The sequence below is a fragment of the Pseudomonas inefficax genome (genome assembly GCF_900277125.1).
Taxonomy (GTDB): Bacteria; Pseudomonadota; Gammaproteobacteria; order Pseudomonadales; family Pseudomonadaceae; genus Aquipseudomonas; species Aquipseudomonas inefficax.
The window spans coordinates 12055-25569 of the sequence record NZ_OPYN01000152.1; the positions used below are offsets into that span (position 1 = coordinate 12055).

17 protein-coding genes are annotated in these 13515 nt (G+C 62.0%); 8 read left to right on the forward strand and 9 right to left on the reverse strand.

The features are described from left to right. Window positions 1-25: 25 nt before the first annotated feature. Window positions 26-769, reverse strand: a complete 744-nt coding sequence (locus JV551A3_RS17480; RefSeq protein WP_235874600.1) for a DUF2238 domain-containing protein — start codon at window positions 767-769, stop codon at window positions 26-28. 84 nt (window positions 770-853) lie between these two features. Between JV551A3_RS17480 and JV551A3_RS17485 the strand changes: the two genes are divergently transcribed. After that, a complete protein-coding gene (locus JV551A3_RS17485; RefSeq protein ID WP_133973419.1) occupies window positions 854-2074 on the forward strand; it encodes a zinc-dependent alcohol dehydrogenase in 1221 nt (406 codons plus the stop codon). 319 nt (window positions 2075-2393) lie between these two features. Here the strand turns inward: JV551A3_RS17485 and JV551A3_RS30705 are convergent, their stop codons facing one another. Together JV551A3_RS30705 and JV551A3_RS17495 are read right to left on the reverse strand one after the other, a co-directional pair. After that, window positions 2394-2543, reverse strand: coding sequence for a hypothetical protein (locus JV551A3_RS30705; RefSeq protein ID WP_167494832.1), 150 nt, complete (start codon window positions 2541-2543; stop codon window positions 2394-2396). Window positions 2544-2551: 8 nt separating this feature from the next. Next, window positions 2552-2785, reverse strand: coding sequence for a PLDc N-terminal domain-containing protein (locus tag JV551A3_RS17495; protein WP_133973424.1), 234 nt, complete (start codon window positions 2783-2785; stop codon window positions 2552-2554). A gap of 187 nt (window positions 2786-2972) precedes the next feature. Here JV551A3_RS17495 and JV551A3_RS17500 point away from each other — a divergent pair, with 187 nt between their 5' ends. The 7 genes from JV551A3_RS17500 to JV551A3_RS17525 all read left to right on the forward strand — a co-directional run bounded on the left by JV551A3_RS17500 (window position 2973) and on the right by JV551A3_RS17525 (window position 6692). Then, the gene (locus JV551A3_RS17500; protein ID WP_133973426.1) at window positions 2973-3476 is read left to right on the forward strand and encodes a CinA family protein; all 504 of its coding nucleotides are present in this window, start codon (window positions 2973-2975) and stop codon (window positions 3474-3476) included. A gap of 12 nt (window positions 3477-3488) precedes the next feature. Continuing rightward, window positions 3489-3995, forward strand: a complete 507-nt coding sequence (locus JV551A3_RS17505) for a hypothetical protein (protein WP_133973428.1) — start codon at window positions 3489-3491, stop codon at window positions 3993-3995. Window positions 3996-4004: 9 nt separating this feature from the next. Continuing rightward, entirely contained in the window at window positions 4005-4448 is a 444-nt protein-coding gene (locus JV551A3_RS17510) for a DUF421 domain-containing protein (protein WP_133973430.1), read from the forward strand. A 148-nt stretch (window positions 4449-4596) separates the two neighbouring features. Then, window positions 4597-5061, forward strand: a complete 465-nt coding sequence (locus JV551A3_RS17515) for a hemerythrin domain-containing protein (RefSeq protein WP_112253846.1) — start codon at window positions 4597-4599, stop codon at window positions 5059-5061. Continuing rightward, on the forward strand, window positions 5061-5306 hold the full coding sequence (locus JV551A3_RS17520) for a hypothetical protein (RefSeq protein ID WP_133973432.1): 246 nt from the start codon (window positions 5061-5063) through the stop codon (window positions 5304-5306). Before JV551A3_RS17515 ends, JV551A3_RS17520 begins: the two co-directional genes overlap by 1 nt. Before the next feature lie 45 nt (window positions 5307-5351). Then, a complete protein-coding gene (locus tag JV551A3_RS30710; protein ID WP_166674272.1) occupies window positions 5352-5495 on the forward strand; it encodes a hypothetical protein in 144 nt (47 codons plus the stop codon). An 87-nt stretch (window positions 5496-5582) separates the two neighbouring features. After that, window positions 5583-6692, forward strand: coding sequence for a mechanosensitive ion channel family protein (locus JV551A3_RS17525; RefSeq protein ID WP_133978992.1), 1110 nt, complete (start codon window positions 5583-5585; stop codon window positions 6690-6692). A 497-nt stretch (window positions 6693-7189) separates the two neighbouring features. On the opposite strand, the gene xth is transcribed toward JV551A3_RS17525, so the two are convergent. The 6 genes from xth to JV551A3_RS17560 form a co-directional block, all read right to left on the reverse strand. Then, window positions 7190-7984: an exodeoxyribonuclease III gene (gene xth, locus JV551A3_RS17535; RefSeq protein WP_133973438.1), complete on the reverse strand. Its 795-nt coding sequence runs from the start codon at window positions 7982-7984 to the stop codon at window positions 7190-7192. Further along, window positions 7981-8223, reverse strand: a complete 243-nt coding sequence (locus JV551A3_RS17540) for a hypothetical protein (RefSeq protein ID WP_003257678.1) — start codon at window positions 8221-8223, stop codon at window positions 7981-7983. The genes xth and JV551A3_RS17540 overlap by 4 nt, the downstream gene beginning before the upstream one ends. A 398-nt stretch (window positions 8224-8621) precedes the next feature. Further along, complete coding sequence (locus JV551A3_RS17545) at window positions 8622-9236, reverse strand: hypothetical protein (protein ID WP_133973544.1); 615 nt, start codon at window positions 9234-9236, stop codon at window positions 8622-8624. A gap of 668 nt (window positions 9237-9904) precedes the next feature. Continuing rightward, window positions 9905-11239, reverse strand: coding sequence for an MFS transporter (locus tag JV551A3_RS17550; protein ID WP_133973440.1), 1335 nt, complete (start codon window positions 11237-11239; stop codon window positions 9905-9907). Window positions 11240-11292: 53 nt separating this feature from the next. Then, on the reverse strand, window positions 11293-12363 hold the full coding sequence (locus JV551A3_RS17555) for a C45 family autoproteolytic acyltransferase/hydolase (RefSeq protein ID WP_133973546.1): 1071 nt from the start codon (window positions 12361-12363) through the stop codon (window positions 11293-11295). Between the two features lie 116 nt (window positions 12364-12479). Continuing rightward, on the reverse strand, window positions 12480-13409 hold the full coding sequence (locus JV551A3_RS17560; RefSeq protein ID WP_133973442.1) for a LysR family transcriptional regulator: 930 nt from the start codon (window positions 13407-13409) through the stop codon (window positions 12480-12482). Window positions 13410-13515: the final 106 nt, after the last annotated feature.

Below are 13515 nucleotides of genomic sequence, written 5' to 3' on the forward strand. Positions count from 1 at the left end.
GCCTTTTTCTTTACCGTGTCACGCACTACCCTCCTACCCCAAGCTTGCGTGCCCCAACCCGCTGGATCAACAAGGTGACAAGTGCGCCGAGCAAAGCCAGGGCCATGTCCTTTTGCGCATCCCAAGGATCTTGCTGGGTCGCGAGAAAGGCTTGTGCCTGGTCATCGCCCAGGTATTGGCCGCCTATCCACTCCAGCAGTTCGTACAGCGCCGATGTCGCAAGCACCAACGAAACAGTGCACAACGCCAACCACACGCCTCGCAACAAGGCCTGGCGCTTGAGCAATTCCCTGATCGGCAGGACAAACAGAAGGCCGTAGCTCAGATGCACCAACCGATCGAACTGGTTGCGATGCCAGCCCATCCAGGCATTCAGAGAGTGGTCGGTAAGCGCACGCAGCCAAGCGTCATAGGGCACCTTGGCATAGGTGAAATGCGCACCTAGCTCATGGATCGCCAGCATCATCACGATTGCCAGGTAGGCATGCCATGAAAAGCGCCAATAGCGGCTGGTTGCAGCCAAGGTGAGCAGGAGCGCCAGCGGCAGAACGTTTTCGAGCCACCAATCTGCACGGTCAAGCGGCGCAACCCCCGAGACAAGCACGATCAAGGCGGCCGATGCGAGCAAGCCTGCAGCCTGCCTTGGCGTGGCCGACGGGGCAACGTTTGCTTGCAGCACTGGATGCTTGGTCATGGCTTTACGCTCGGCTTGAGCACGGTTGAGCCTGGCAGGGCAGCTAAAGTTTCCTTCGGCACTGAAACCTGCCACTGGATGATTCCACCTGAACTTTACCTCCCCCCTTGGCTTCCCCTGCATAGACCATCCGGTCCCCCCTCTGCAGGAGATGAACCCATGAGAGCATTGACATACCACGGAAGCCAGGACGTCAGGGTCGACAATGTCCCCGACCCGATCATCCAGGACGAGGACGACATCATCCTCCGGGTAACCGCCACCGCCATCTGCGGCTCCGACCTGCACCTCTACCACGGCAAGATTCCACAGACCGAGCCGGGCGATATCTTCGGCCACGAGTTCATGGGCATCGTCGAGGAAGCCGGTCGCGGTGTCACCAATCTGCAGGTCGGTGACCGCGTGGTGATTCCTTTCGTGATCGCCTGCGGCAGCTGTTTCTTCTGCCAACTCGACCAGTTCGCCGCATGCGAAACCACCAACACCGGCCGTGGTGCAATAATCAACAAGAAAGGCATTCCACCAGGTGCAGCCTTGTTCGGCTACAGCCATCTGTATGGCGGCGTGCCCGGCGGCCAGGCCGATTTCGTGCGGGTGCCCAAGGCCAACGTTGGCCCGTTCAAGGTGCCTACCGCCCTGCCGGACGACAAGGTGCTGTTCCTCTCGGATATCCTGCCCACTGCCTGGCAGGCCGTCACCAATGCACAGGTGGGCCCAGGCTCGACAGTGGCCATCTATGGCGCCGGGCCGGTCGGCCTGCTGAGTGCAGCCTGCGCACGCATGCTGGGCGCCCAGACAATCTTCATGGTCGACGACAACGACTACCGCCTGGCGTTTGCCCGCGACGCGTACGGTGTGGTGCCGATCAACTTCGAGCAGGATGACGACCCGGCCGACAGCATCATCCGCCTTACCCCCGGCATGCGCGGTGTGGATGCTGTCATTGATGCGGTCGGTTTCGAGGCCAAGGGCAGCACCACCGAAACGGTGCTCACCACACTGAAGATCGAGGGCAGCAGCGGCAAGGCGCTGCGCCAGAGCATCGCTGCGGTGCGCCGGGGCGGGGTGGTCAGCGTGCCTGGGGTTTATGCGGGATTTATCCACGCCTTCATGTTTGGCGATGCCTTCGACAAGGGGCTGACGTTCAAGATGGGCCAGACTCACGTGCAGAAGTTCCTCCCGGAACTGCTCGAGCATATCGAGGCCGGGCGTCTGGAACCGGAACTCATCGTCACTCACCGCCTTGCCCTGGAAGAAGCGGCCCTGGGCTACAAGTTGTTCGACCAGAAGCAGGACGACTGCCGCAAGGTCATCCTGGTGCCGGGCGCTGCCGCTGGCACCTTGGGCGCTGACCATGCGTTCGGCGGAATCCAGCGCTGATCGATGCCGTAATCGGGTTTACCCGCAAAACAGGCAACGCGGCTCAGGGCACCGGCTTCGCCGGTGTTCGCGGGCTTGCCCGCTCCCACAGGGATCGCGCCAACCTTTAGAAATTGAGCAAGACAGTTGCTCCCACCTCGAGCACACCGGCCTCAAGCCATGTGCAAAACCCTGTAGGAGCGGCCTTGTGTCGCGATGGGGCGCGAAGCGGCCCCAGGTTTTCAGCTTCGCAGCAAAGATTGCCGGGGCCGCTGCGCGGCCCATCGCGACACAAGGCCGCTCCTACAAGGGCCAGTGCTGGCTTGAGGAGATAGCCCGCTTAACGTTTGCGTTGCGTTTCATCACGAGCTGTTTTCTGCGCAGTGGAATCATGCGACGTGCCAGTGGAACCATCAGGACGCTGCGCATCATTGTCCCGCTCTTCTTCACCCTGGGTTTCGCTGCGAGGTGTCTCAGGCTTTTTGCTCATCTCCCCTCCTAACCCTTGCTATGTTCAGGCGAAGACGGCCCGGTACCGCGCTTGATTCCACGCGGCCCAAGCACGCCCCAGATGGCCAGGCCGACAACGGGCAGCGCCAACAGCAGCAGTGCCCACATCGCCTTCGTCACGTCGCTCTTGTCACTGCGGAAAACACTGACAATGGCCCATACATCAAGCAACAGAATGATCGCTGCAACAGCGATCCAGAAATACGTCACTGGCTCGGTCATGACCGCTTCTCCTCTGCTTGTTCCGGCAGCAGCGCGTGGTCCGCGCTACCTACCTCCTATCCAGAGGAAGCCAGCAGATGGCACAAAGTTCAGGAAGCTTTTCCCGCCATTGATGGGTGGCGCACAAGTAATGAACCAATCCCGCGGGGAACACGTCCACCTCAAAACAACGCACGAGTGACCGACCATGGCAACCGACCCTGTTATAGAGGCCCTTGAATACCTCAAGGCCAACAAGCTGGTGCTGACCACTGCAGAATCCTGCACGGCTGGTGCCATGGTTGCGCTGCTGGCAGCAGTACCCGGAACCGGCGAGGTACTGGAAAGCGGCTACGTGGTGTACTCGCCAAGTGCCAAGAAACGCCTGCTCGGCGTCAACCCACAGACTATCGAACGCTATGGCCTGACCAGTGAGGCGGTAGCCTGGGAGATGGCGCTCGGCGCATTGAAAGACAGCGACGCCACCGTTGCCATCGCCAGCACGGGCGTCGCCGGGCCGCAGCCACAGGACGCCATCCCCCCGGGCACCGTGTGCTTTGCCTGGGCCTTTGCCGGCGAACCCTTTGCCGTATTCACGCGCAGCCAGCGTTTTTTTGGCGAGCGCGCGGATGTAATCCGCCAGGGCGCGCTCTACGGGTTGTCGCACCTGGCTCATTACCACCAGCGCTGGCTGCGCGGTGAGCGCGCCTGAGGGGTCAAGAGCATGGACGAAGAAGAGCTGGCTTCAAGGCACCACCCCGTCGAGGAAGACATGCGCATGCAGCAGCGGGTCTGGCGTTTCGAACGGCTGGGGTGGTATGCCCTTTTGCTGGTCGTGCTGCTGGCCCTGGCCGGGGTGTTCGGCAATGGTCCGCTCAGTGATGCCCAGGTCATGAGTGAAGACGGCCGGGTGCATGTGGAATATCAGCGCCTCAGCCGCAGCGGCACCACCGACAACCTGCGCATCACGGTGCGCGGCACTGCCGGTGAGCCTGTGATGTTGCTGCTCGGGGGTACCCTGCTACGCGAAGCCAGCATCGAAACGCTGCAGCCAGAGCCACAAGTATCGCGTTCCCATGGCAGGTCGCTTCTGCTCCAGCTCGGCACCAGCCAAGAGGGTATCGCCACGCTCTACCTGACCCTGCGCAGCGAATACGTCGGCACTCTGGAAGGTGTTGTCAGCGCCGGCCCGGACAGCGCAGTGCATTTCTCGACCTTTCTCTACCCCTAGGAGCGCGACATGGACTCCATTCTTCGTGCGACAGGCATGTACATCGCGCTGATGTTGCTGTTTCGCGTGGCCGGCAGGCGCTCACTGGCAGACCTCACCACCTTCGACTTCGTCCTGCTGCTGATCATCGGCGAAGCAACCCAGCAGGCATTGCTCGGCGAGGACTTCTCGTTCACCAACGCCATGCTGGTGATCGCCACGCTGATCGTCCTGGATGTCGGCCTGTCGCTGGCCAAGCTCAATTCCAGGCGCCTGGCCCGGCTGCTCGACGGCCACGCGACACTGGTCGTCGAGCAGGGGCGCTTTCTCCACCACCGCATGCGGCGGGCACGGTTGACCGAAGACGACATCCTCGAATCCGCCCGGGACAGCCAGGGTATCGAAAGCGTCGAGCAGATCAAGTTCGCCATCGTCGAGCGCAACGGCAAGATTTCGATCATCCCGCAGGAATGACCCTGCCTGGCCGGTGCGACCGGCGTGGGCCCTTGCAGGGCCAACCTTTCGCGACACCGGTACGCTGATCATCCACTTTGAACCTTGGTGCGCGTGCCCTACTCCATCGAAGGCAACCGTGATTTTTCCGTCCCCGAAGAGGTGCAGCATGAACGCTATCGAACTGTTGATCCAGGACCATGAGCTGGTGAAGAAGCTGCTGGAGGAACTCTCCTCCACCACTGAGCGTGCGGTGAAAAAGCGCGCCGAGTTGCTCGAGCGCATCAAGCAGGAGGTGAGCATCCACACCGCTCTGGAAGAAGAAATCCTGTACCCGGCCATCAAGCAGGCCGGCGGCAAGGAAGAAGCGAAGATGTATTACGAAGCCAAGGAGGAGCACCGCACCGTCGACTCGCTGGTACTGCCGGACCTGCTGCAGACCGACACCGGCACCGTCGAGTTCGCCGGGCGGGTCAAGGTGATGAAGGAGCTGTTGGAACACCATATCGAGGAAGAAGAAAGCGAGCTGTTCCCGACCGCTCGCAAACTGCTGGGCAAGCAGCAGCTGGATGAGCTCGGCCAGGCCATGGAAGCGCAGAAGAAACTGCTCAAGGGCGAACAGCGTGCCGCGTGATGGAGGCCTGGATCGACTTTCTTGAATGGCCCGCCATGGCCCTGACGGTACTTGCCGCCTGGTGCATCGGCTCACGGCGCCCAGGCCGGCGCAAGCTGGGTTTCTGCTGCTTCATTGGCAGCAACGTGCTGTGGGCCGTGTGGGGTTGGCAGGCGCAAGCCTGGGCGCTGATCCTCCTGCAGGTTTGCCTGTGCGCCATGAACCTGCGGGGCTGGAAAAAAAACACTGCAGCGGAGTCGGGCTGAACGCCCGGAAACATGCCTGAACGCCAGACAGCGAGGAGCCAGACCATGATCGACCCCAACCACCCCGACCCTTACCTGGACGACATACCGCACAACCCAGGCGAGCCTGTGCCCGATCAGGAAAAGGAGCAGCAAGCACCCGACTGGCCCGAAGGCCAGGTGCCGCCAGAGGAGCAGTCCGACGGCTGAGGCTCGCCTGCGCAGTGGCGTTGCCTGCCTTGCCGGCAATGCCGCTCCCCCAGTTACCCAATCCTTGCGCAAGGAGGCAAGTTTCTCATGAGTGATCGCATCATCGCGTTGTTCACCGATACCACACTGTTCGGAGTTTCCGTTCTCAATTTGTTGCTGGCACTGGCGGTAGCCCTGCTGACATTCCTCGTGGCTCGAGCGGCCATCAGTTTCATGCTGCATCGGGTCAAACGCTGGTCCGAGCGTGACGGCGCGCTCAGCCAGGTACTGGCCAAGGTGCTTGCCGGTACCAGCAATTTTCTGCTGTTCCTTGCCTCGCTGCTGGTAGGCCTGAGCATGCTCGACCTGCCCGAGCGCTGGCTGACCCGGGTCGGTAGCCTGTGGTTCGTGGTCGCGGCATTGCAGATCGGGCTGTGGGCCAACCGCGCCATCGGCCTGGGCTTGAACCGCTATTTCGCCCGGCACCGCACCGACGGGTTGAACCAGGGCAGCGCGCTGGCCACGCTGTCGGCATGGGGCGCGCGGGTGCTGTTGTGGTCAGTGGTGCTGCTGGCGATGCTCTCCAACCTGGGCGTGAACATCACCGCCTTCGTCGCCAGCCTGGGCGTAGGCGGTATCGCTGTTGCGCTGGCCGTGCAGAACATCCTTGGCGACCTGTTCGCCTCGTTATCCATCGCCGTGGACAAGCCGTTCGAGGTGGGCGACTTCATCGTCATCGGCCCGCTGGCCGGCACGGTTGAACATGTAGGGCTGAAGACCACACGCATCCGCAGCCTGGGCGGCGAACAGATCGTCATGGCCAATGCCAGCATGATCAGCAGCACCATCCAGAACTACAAGCGCCTGCAGGAACGACGGATCGTGTTCGAATTCGGCCTGTCCTACGACACGCCAACCGAAGCAGTGAAGAAAGCGCCCGCCATCGTCGAGGAAGCGATCAAGGCGCAGCAACAGGTGCGCTTCGACCGTGCCCACCTGCGCGGCTTCGGCAAAGAGGCGCTGGAATTCGAGTGCGTGTATATCGTCAAGGACCCCGGCTACAACCTGTACATGGACATCCAGCAAGCGATCAATTTCCACTTGCTCGAGCGCTTCTCGAAGGTCGGTGCCAAATTCGCCGTACCGGTACGGGCGATCAAGGTCACGGCCTTGCCAGAGGAAGCGAAGCGCGGGCCTCAAAGTATTCACGTGGGATAACTCCCTCGTGCATGTCAGCGCTCCATGCATTCCGTCGATTTCACGGCACGGCCGTGGGCAATGCTGGCCGAACGGAAGGTAACCAATACGCAAAGGAGTATCGCCATGAAGATCATGCTGCCTCACTCGTTACTGCTCGCACTGTGCCTGGGGGCTAGTGCACCCGTGGTGCTGGCCGCCACCGACCTGAACGATCAGCGTGCCCCTGGCACGCAGCCGCATGACAGCGGGCATATGAACGGCCAAGGCGGGGCAACAGGCTCCGGTACACCTGCGGACGCCATGGGGTCGGGCTCTGGCGGAACCGATGACAATGATACTGACAACACTGGAGGCGATGGCACCACCGACCAATCGGGTAGTGAGCGCAGTGGGTCGGAACGCGGCAGCGGGACGGGTAGCGGAACCGGAGGCTCTGGTGGTTCGGGCTCCAGTGGTGGCTCCGGTAGTTGAAGGCGGTCGCCCACCCTGCCCCGATGCAGGTTTTTCTAAATGCCCTACGGCCTGCGACGCGTGCCCAACTCGATCCAAACGGGCGCATGGTCGCTGGCCTTGGGCTCGTTACGCACCCAGGCATCGACGCCAGCCCGCTTCAGGTAAGGCGCCAGTTCAGGGTTGAGCAACAGGTGGTCGATACGTAAACCAGCGTTGCGTGCCCAGTGGTTGCGGAAGTAATCCCAGAAGGTGTAGATGCGTTCGTCCGGATACAGATGGCGAAGGGCATCGACCCAGCCTTGCCGCAGCAGTTTCTGGTAATACGCGCGTGATTCGGGCTGCAGCAGTGCGTCCTTCATCCAGGAGCGCGTGTCGTAGATGTCCATATCGGTGGGCACCACATTGAAATCGCCCGCCAGCACCACGGGATGGCCACTGTCATGCAGCCCTTTCGCATGCTCGATCAGGCTCTCGAACCAGCGGAGCTTGTAATCGAATTTCGGCCCCGGTTGCGGGTTGCCGTTCGGCAGATACAGGCAGGCCACCACTATCCCCTGCACTGCGGCCTCAAGGTAGCGGCTCTGGTTGTCATCCTCCATGCCAGGCAGGCCACGCCGTACTTCCAGCGGTTCGCTGCCTCGCGACAGAATGGCCACGCCGTTCCACGAAGGCTGCCCTTGGTAGAGGCTGCCATAACCCGCTGCTTCGAGTGCCTGACGGGGGAACTGCTGATCAGCCGCCTTGAGCTCCTGCAGGCAGGCGATGTCGGGCCTTTCCCGCTCCAGCCAGGCCAGCAGTGCCGGCAGTCGGCTACGAATGCCGTTGATGTTGAACGTGGCAATCTTCAGCGCTTTCATGCGTCGGGGTCGCTGACATGGGCCTGCACGGCATCTTCCAGAGCGCGCACATGGGCGTCATCGGCCAAGGCCTTGAGTGCCAGCCAGTCGTCCCAATCGATGGCGCCATCGTCACGCAGGGCCTCGGCGGTGCGCAGCAGTTCATGGTGGTAGGCATCCGGCGACTCACGGCGGTAACTGATGTCGTCGTACTGGGCGTACCAGGCCTCGAGTTCGGGGATGCTGCGTTCAATGCTCATGATGGAGCCCTCACGGTGTCCTTTGCATTAAGAGCCACAACCGCACAGCGACGTTCAAATTCAACGCCACGGGCCTGATGCCTGTCTCAGGAGTGCGCAGAACTCAGCAATTGCGCAATCTCTGTGGGGGCAACTGTCTTGGATATCTCTTCAGCCAGCACTGGCCCTTGTAGGAGCGGCCTTGTGTCGCGATGGGCCGCGCAGCGGCCCCGACTATCTTTGCTGCGAAGCTGAAAACCTGGGGCCGCTTCGCGCCCCGTCGCGACACAAGGCCGCTCCTACAGGTATTTGCACATGGCTTGAGGCCGTTGTAATCGAGGTGGGATCTGCGCATTGAACGAGCTCGCCGCGAACCAGGTTTCCCGGTTCGCGGCGCAATCGAAGCGTTACTCAGGCAGTCAGACAGGAATGCCTGCCAGTCGCCAGACAGGCGCTGGAACCGGTTCGGCCTGGCTGCGGCTGCGTGCCCACTGGGTCAGGGCAGCCATCATGGCGAAGCCGAGCAGGATCAGTACCGGATAGGCCAGCAGCAACTCGGTCAAGGAGTATTTCCAGGCCAGTGGCCGACCGACGCCCAGCATCGCCGCATACAGCCAGGACACACCCGACAATGCGCCGGAGAACAGCGCGAACATCCGCACGCCAAAGTTCAGGTCGAGCAAGTTGCCCGCTTTCAGCAGGGCAGGCAATACATAGCGATGCAACAACATGCCGTTGAAGGTCAGCAACATGACAATAATGACCTTCGCTTGAAGTTTCGGATTGGCAAAATAGTTCATACCTTTATCAAGGTAGTCAATTCCAATCACTGCGGCACCCGTGAGCCACAGGAAGATCAGGGCATTGGCCACGGATTTCTGCAAGCTCGTCATATGCTGACTGTCATGCCCGGCCTGTTTATGACCTTTCAACAAGTTCCTGACCATCTCGGCGTCACTGGCGAATACCAGACCGATGGCGATACAACAGGCCAGTAAATGAACGTAAATCACCGACAACCGCACCAGCTCCATGGATTCTTTCTGCCCGAACAGGCTAATAATTGTATTAATCTCCACGACGTTTTCTCCACGTAATGCGTTAGCGCTAGATGACCTTGCAATAGGCGTACGAACGATTTAATCGCAGCGGCAAAGTCAAATTCGAATCGTTAAATGAAAAAGCAGATAGTTATTCAACACACACACGGTGGCTCACCCGAAGAGCCTCGGTTTGGCATGGCATTACTCCGGTATTCAGGAAAAAAAAAGCCCCATGAGCATCCCAGTGATGCCGATGAGGTTGAACGTCCATATGTTCTGGGGAAAGGCGCGAGGTGCAATCACATTGAAGGCACCTGCTGGCAAATAGGAGTCAGCGTCACCCAAATCGTTCATTTCTCGAGTAAAACGACCGACAGGCGGCATACTAAATGAAGTTAGTTAGTTTGCTAAGTTGTTGTAATTTGACCGAATGGAAAGTTTTACCAGGCAACTGGATCCAAACTTCGCAAGTGACTTTGAATGCTCTATTTCGCCGTTTCGCAGTTCTTGGTTTGCCAGCGGCCGTGGCTGAAGTGCCATCAGCCAGGCCAGGGCCAGCCCCATTCCGATCGCCACGCACGGTCAGCAATCCGTCTGTCGCCTTCAGCCTGCCAGCACCCTCAATTTGCCCTGGGTTATGGCAGGCAGTGCAAATAACCTCAATGATTGCCGAGAGCTACAGACGCCACGTGCCCCGGCGCCTCCTCATCGATCTGCGCCATGCTCAACCGCGCTGTCTCGCGCAACATGAGCGAACATACCGCCACCAGTGCCAGGGCCCCCGCGCCATACAGCGCCACGCCCAGCGGGTCATGGTCGGTGAGGATCAGGATGGCCGTGGCGATGCTCGATGCAGTGCCGCCGCCCAGCGCGGCGCCGATCTGGTAGCTGGCCGAGATGCCCGAGTAACGCATGCTGCGCGGGAACTGCTCGCCGAGGAAGGCCGGGATAGGCCCTTGGGTCGCCCCCATCAGCAGGCCGGTCAGGCTGTAGGCGCACAGGGCGATGGCGAAGCTCTTCATGCCCACCAGGGAAAAGAACACGAACAGCCCCAGGGCCATGGCCACTGCGCCGAAGGCCATTACCGTGCGCCGCCCCAAACGGTCCGACAGGTAACCGAAAAACGGCGCCGACAGCACGATGGCGACCGACAGCGCCAGGTCGAACATCAACGCGTCGGTACTGCCAAAGCCCACCTGCGTGGCGTAAGTCAGGAAAAAGGTGCTGCCGATATAGGCAATGGTGCAGTAACCGAAGGCGATCCCGGTGCACAGCAGCAGCTGCCGCGGACGTTGGCGCAAGGCCGCGGCCAACGGCGCAGCTACGGGCTTGGGCAAGGGCGCGGTGACCGCTGCCGGCGCCTTCAAGCGCGCGTACAGGCCGACCAGCACCAAGGTGCCGCCCAGCCAGAACGGGATGCGCCAGGCGAAATCGACCAGGTTGTCGTCGAAGGCCGCACTGACGATGGCGAATACTCCAGCCCCGAGGATGCCACCCACACCGATCCCCATGCTTGTGAAACTGCCCCACAGCCCGCGCCGCCCTGGTGGCGCCGACTCGATGCCGAACAGCGCGGCGCCACCCCACTCCCCGCCTGCCGCAAAGCCCTGCACCAGGCGCAGCAGCACCAGCAGGACCGGTGCAGCCACGCCGACGCTGGCATGGCCGGGCAGGCAGCCGATGAGGAAGGTACTCAGGCCCATCAGCAGCAAGGTGGCGACCAGCACCTTCTGCCGGCCGATGCGGTCACCGAAGTGGCCGAATACCAGGCCACCCAACGGTCGGGCAAGAAAGCCCGCACCGAACGCGCTGAAGGCCACCAGCGTGGCGGTGAGGTGGTCCATCTGCGGGAAGAACACCTGGGGAAACACCAGTGCGGCGGCGGTGCCGTAGATGATGAAGTCATAAAATTCCAGCGCCGTCCCCAGGCCGGAGACGCAGAAAGTTCGCAGGGCGGAGCGGGATGACGCAGGGCGGGAATGTTGCGCATGCATTGTTGTTGTTCTCGTTCAGCGGTGCCGCCTTGGGCTGGCGGCACCGGGTTGGCTCAGAAGGTGTCGAAGCCGGCCTTGGCCAGTTGCACAGGCGTGCCGGCCACGTACTGCAGGGCACAGCGTTCGGTGTCGATGCCGACGCTGAGCAAGGTTTCCCAGCGCTCGGTATCAGGCATCGTCATGTCCGGGTGGAAGCAGATCGGCGCCCTGTCGCCCTCGGCGCCGCACATGGCCTGGGCTCGGGCACGCAGGTCAGCGCTGGCCATCTGGCCGACCACCTGCTCAAGGTGGCCCAGGCGGCATTGGGTATCGGCACGGTCGGCGACCTGCTCGCCCAGGCTCAGTTGTGGGTCGAGGAAGTGGTTGGTGTGCAGCAGCCAGCCGTCTTCTCGCGGCAGGACCAACGCTGTGCGCGCGGGGCTCAGTTCGATGCTGGCCGCGCGCGGGCTGCTGTCCTGGCGGGAGAACACTGTCAGCACGGTAGAGGCACTGACCCGCGCCGACCGGGCAAGCTCGATGGCCTCCTCGACGCTGCTGGCTTCCTCCAGCAGACGCCGGGCGATGGCGTGCACCGGCACACCACCACTGTCGTTGTCACTGGCGTGGTGGAGGATATTGAAGTGCAGGCCGAGGCCCGCGCTGTTCACACCAAGCTTTGCAAGCATGCCGAACTCGCAGAACAGCTTGACGTTCATGCCGCGCTCGGTGTGCAGCGCCAGCATCAGGCCGTGGGGGCACAGGCTGTCATGCCAATCCCAGGTCTGCAGGGTCTGCGGTGCACGTGCACCACGGGGTGCATGCACGGTGGTCGAGCATTCGCTGTGGCGGGTTCGGGCCGCCAGCACTTCGGTGCGGGCGTTCAGACTCGCCAGTTGCCACAGCGGCAGTTCGGCACCGCTGGCCATGCCGACCACTTCAGCGGCCAGGCCCGGGCTCCAGGCCTCCAGGGCGGCCAAGCTGTTTTCGCCGATGCGCTGCGCCTCACTCAAAGGCACGCCTACCCGCGGAAAAAAGTCCAAGTACAGTGCAGTGGTGGTACGGATCTGCTCGGCGAAGCGCGCACCTGTCTGGTGGCCTCGCTCGAGGGGGTTGCGGATGTCGCTGACATGGGTGTGGATCTTCAAGGCGGGGAACTCCTGGTACAGGCCGGGGTGGTCCGGCAAGTACCGCTAGCCTAGCGAGCCCCCCCCAGTCGATCATCGCCACAACCCGCACAACTTTTGTGCCCCGATGGAAAAACTCAGCCCCGCACCAGCGTCTGCACTTCCTGCCCATGCAGGTGCTCATGCAGCAAGGCAATGAACGCCTGTACCTTGCGGGTATTGCGCCGGTGCGGCAGGTACAGCACGTGCACCCAGGGGCCGAACGCGCTCAGCGCCCGCCAGTAATCGGGCATTACCTCCACCAGCTGTCCATTGGCCAGGTAGGGGGCGGCACACCAGGTGGGTACGAACTGCAAGCCCTGCCCATCGAGCAGGCAGGCCAGCAGGAAGTCGAAGTTGTCGCTCACCAGTCGGGGGGTGGGCTGGCGCACACGCAGCGTCTGGCCGCCGTGTTCAATCCACCAGAAGCTGCGGTTGAGCAGCGGGTGGCGCAGCAGCAGCCAGTCGTGCTGGGCGTAGTTCTCCAGGGTGATCGCCTCGCCGTGTCGGGCCAGGTAGGCAGGGCTGGCGCAAAGGATCACGCGGTTCTCGATCAGCGGCTGGGCGATCAGCTCTGGCTGGTCGGTGGGGCCGTCGCGCAGAGACAGGTCGTAGCCGCCATCGATCAGGTCCTCGTTGGCATCGTTGAGATTGACCTCCAGGCGCACTTGCGGGTGCTCGCGCATGAAGCGGCAGCACACCTGGTTGAGAAACGCAGGGCCGAACGACGGTGGCGCGGTGATGCGCAGGGTGCCGCGCAGCGCGTGCTGCAACTGCTCCACCTCCTCCGTCACCCGTTGCAGGTGCATCAACGCCTGGCGGGCGCCTTCCAGGTACAAGGTACCGGCCTCGGTCAGGGCCATGCGCCGGGTGGTGCGTTCGAACAGGCGCACGCCCAGTTCGCTCTCCAGGTGCGCAACAGCCTTGGTGATGGCAGACGGTGTTTTGCCCAATTGCTCGGCCGCACGGCTGAAGCTGCCGTGTTCGGCAGCAGCGACGAAGATGGTCAGGGCCATCATCTTGTCCATGGTTTCTTCCTGTTCGGCACAAACGGTGGGGGCAATGCGAAGGTGGCGAGTATCTGCCCCTCGCTATCAAACCCGCAAATGCTGGCAATTTGAATAGGCACGGCGA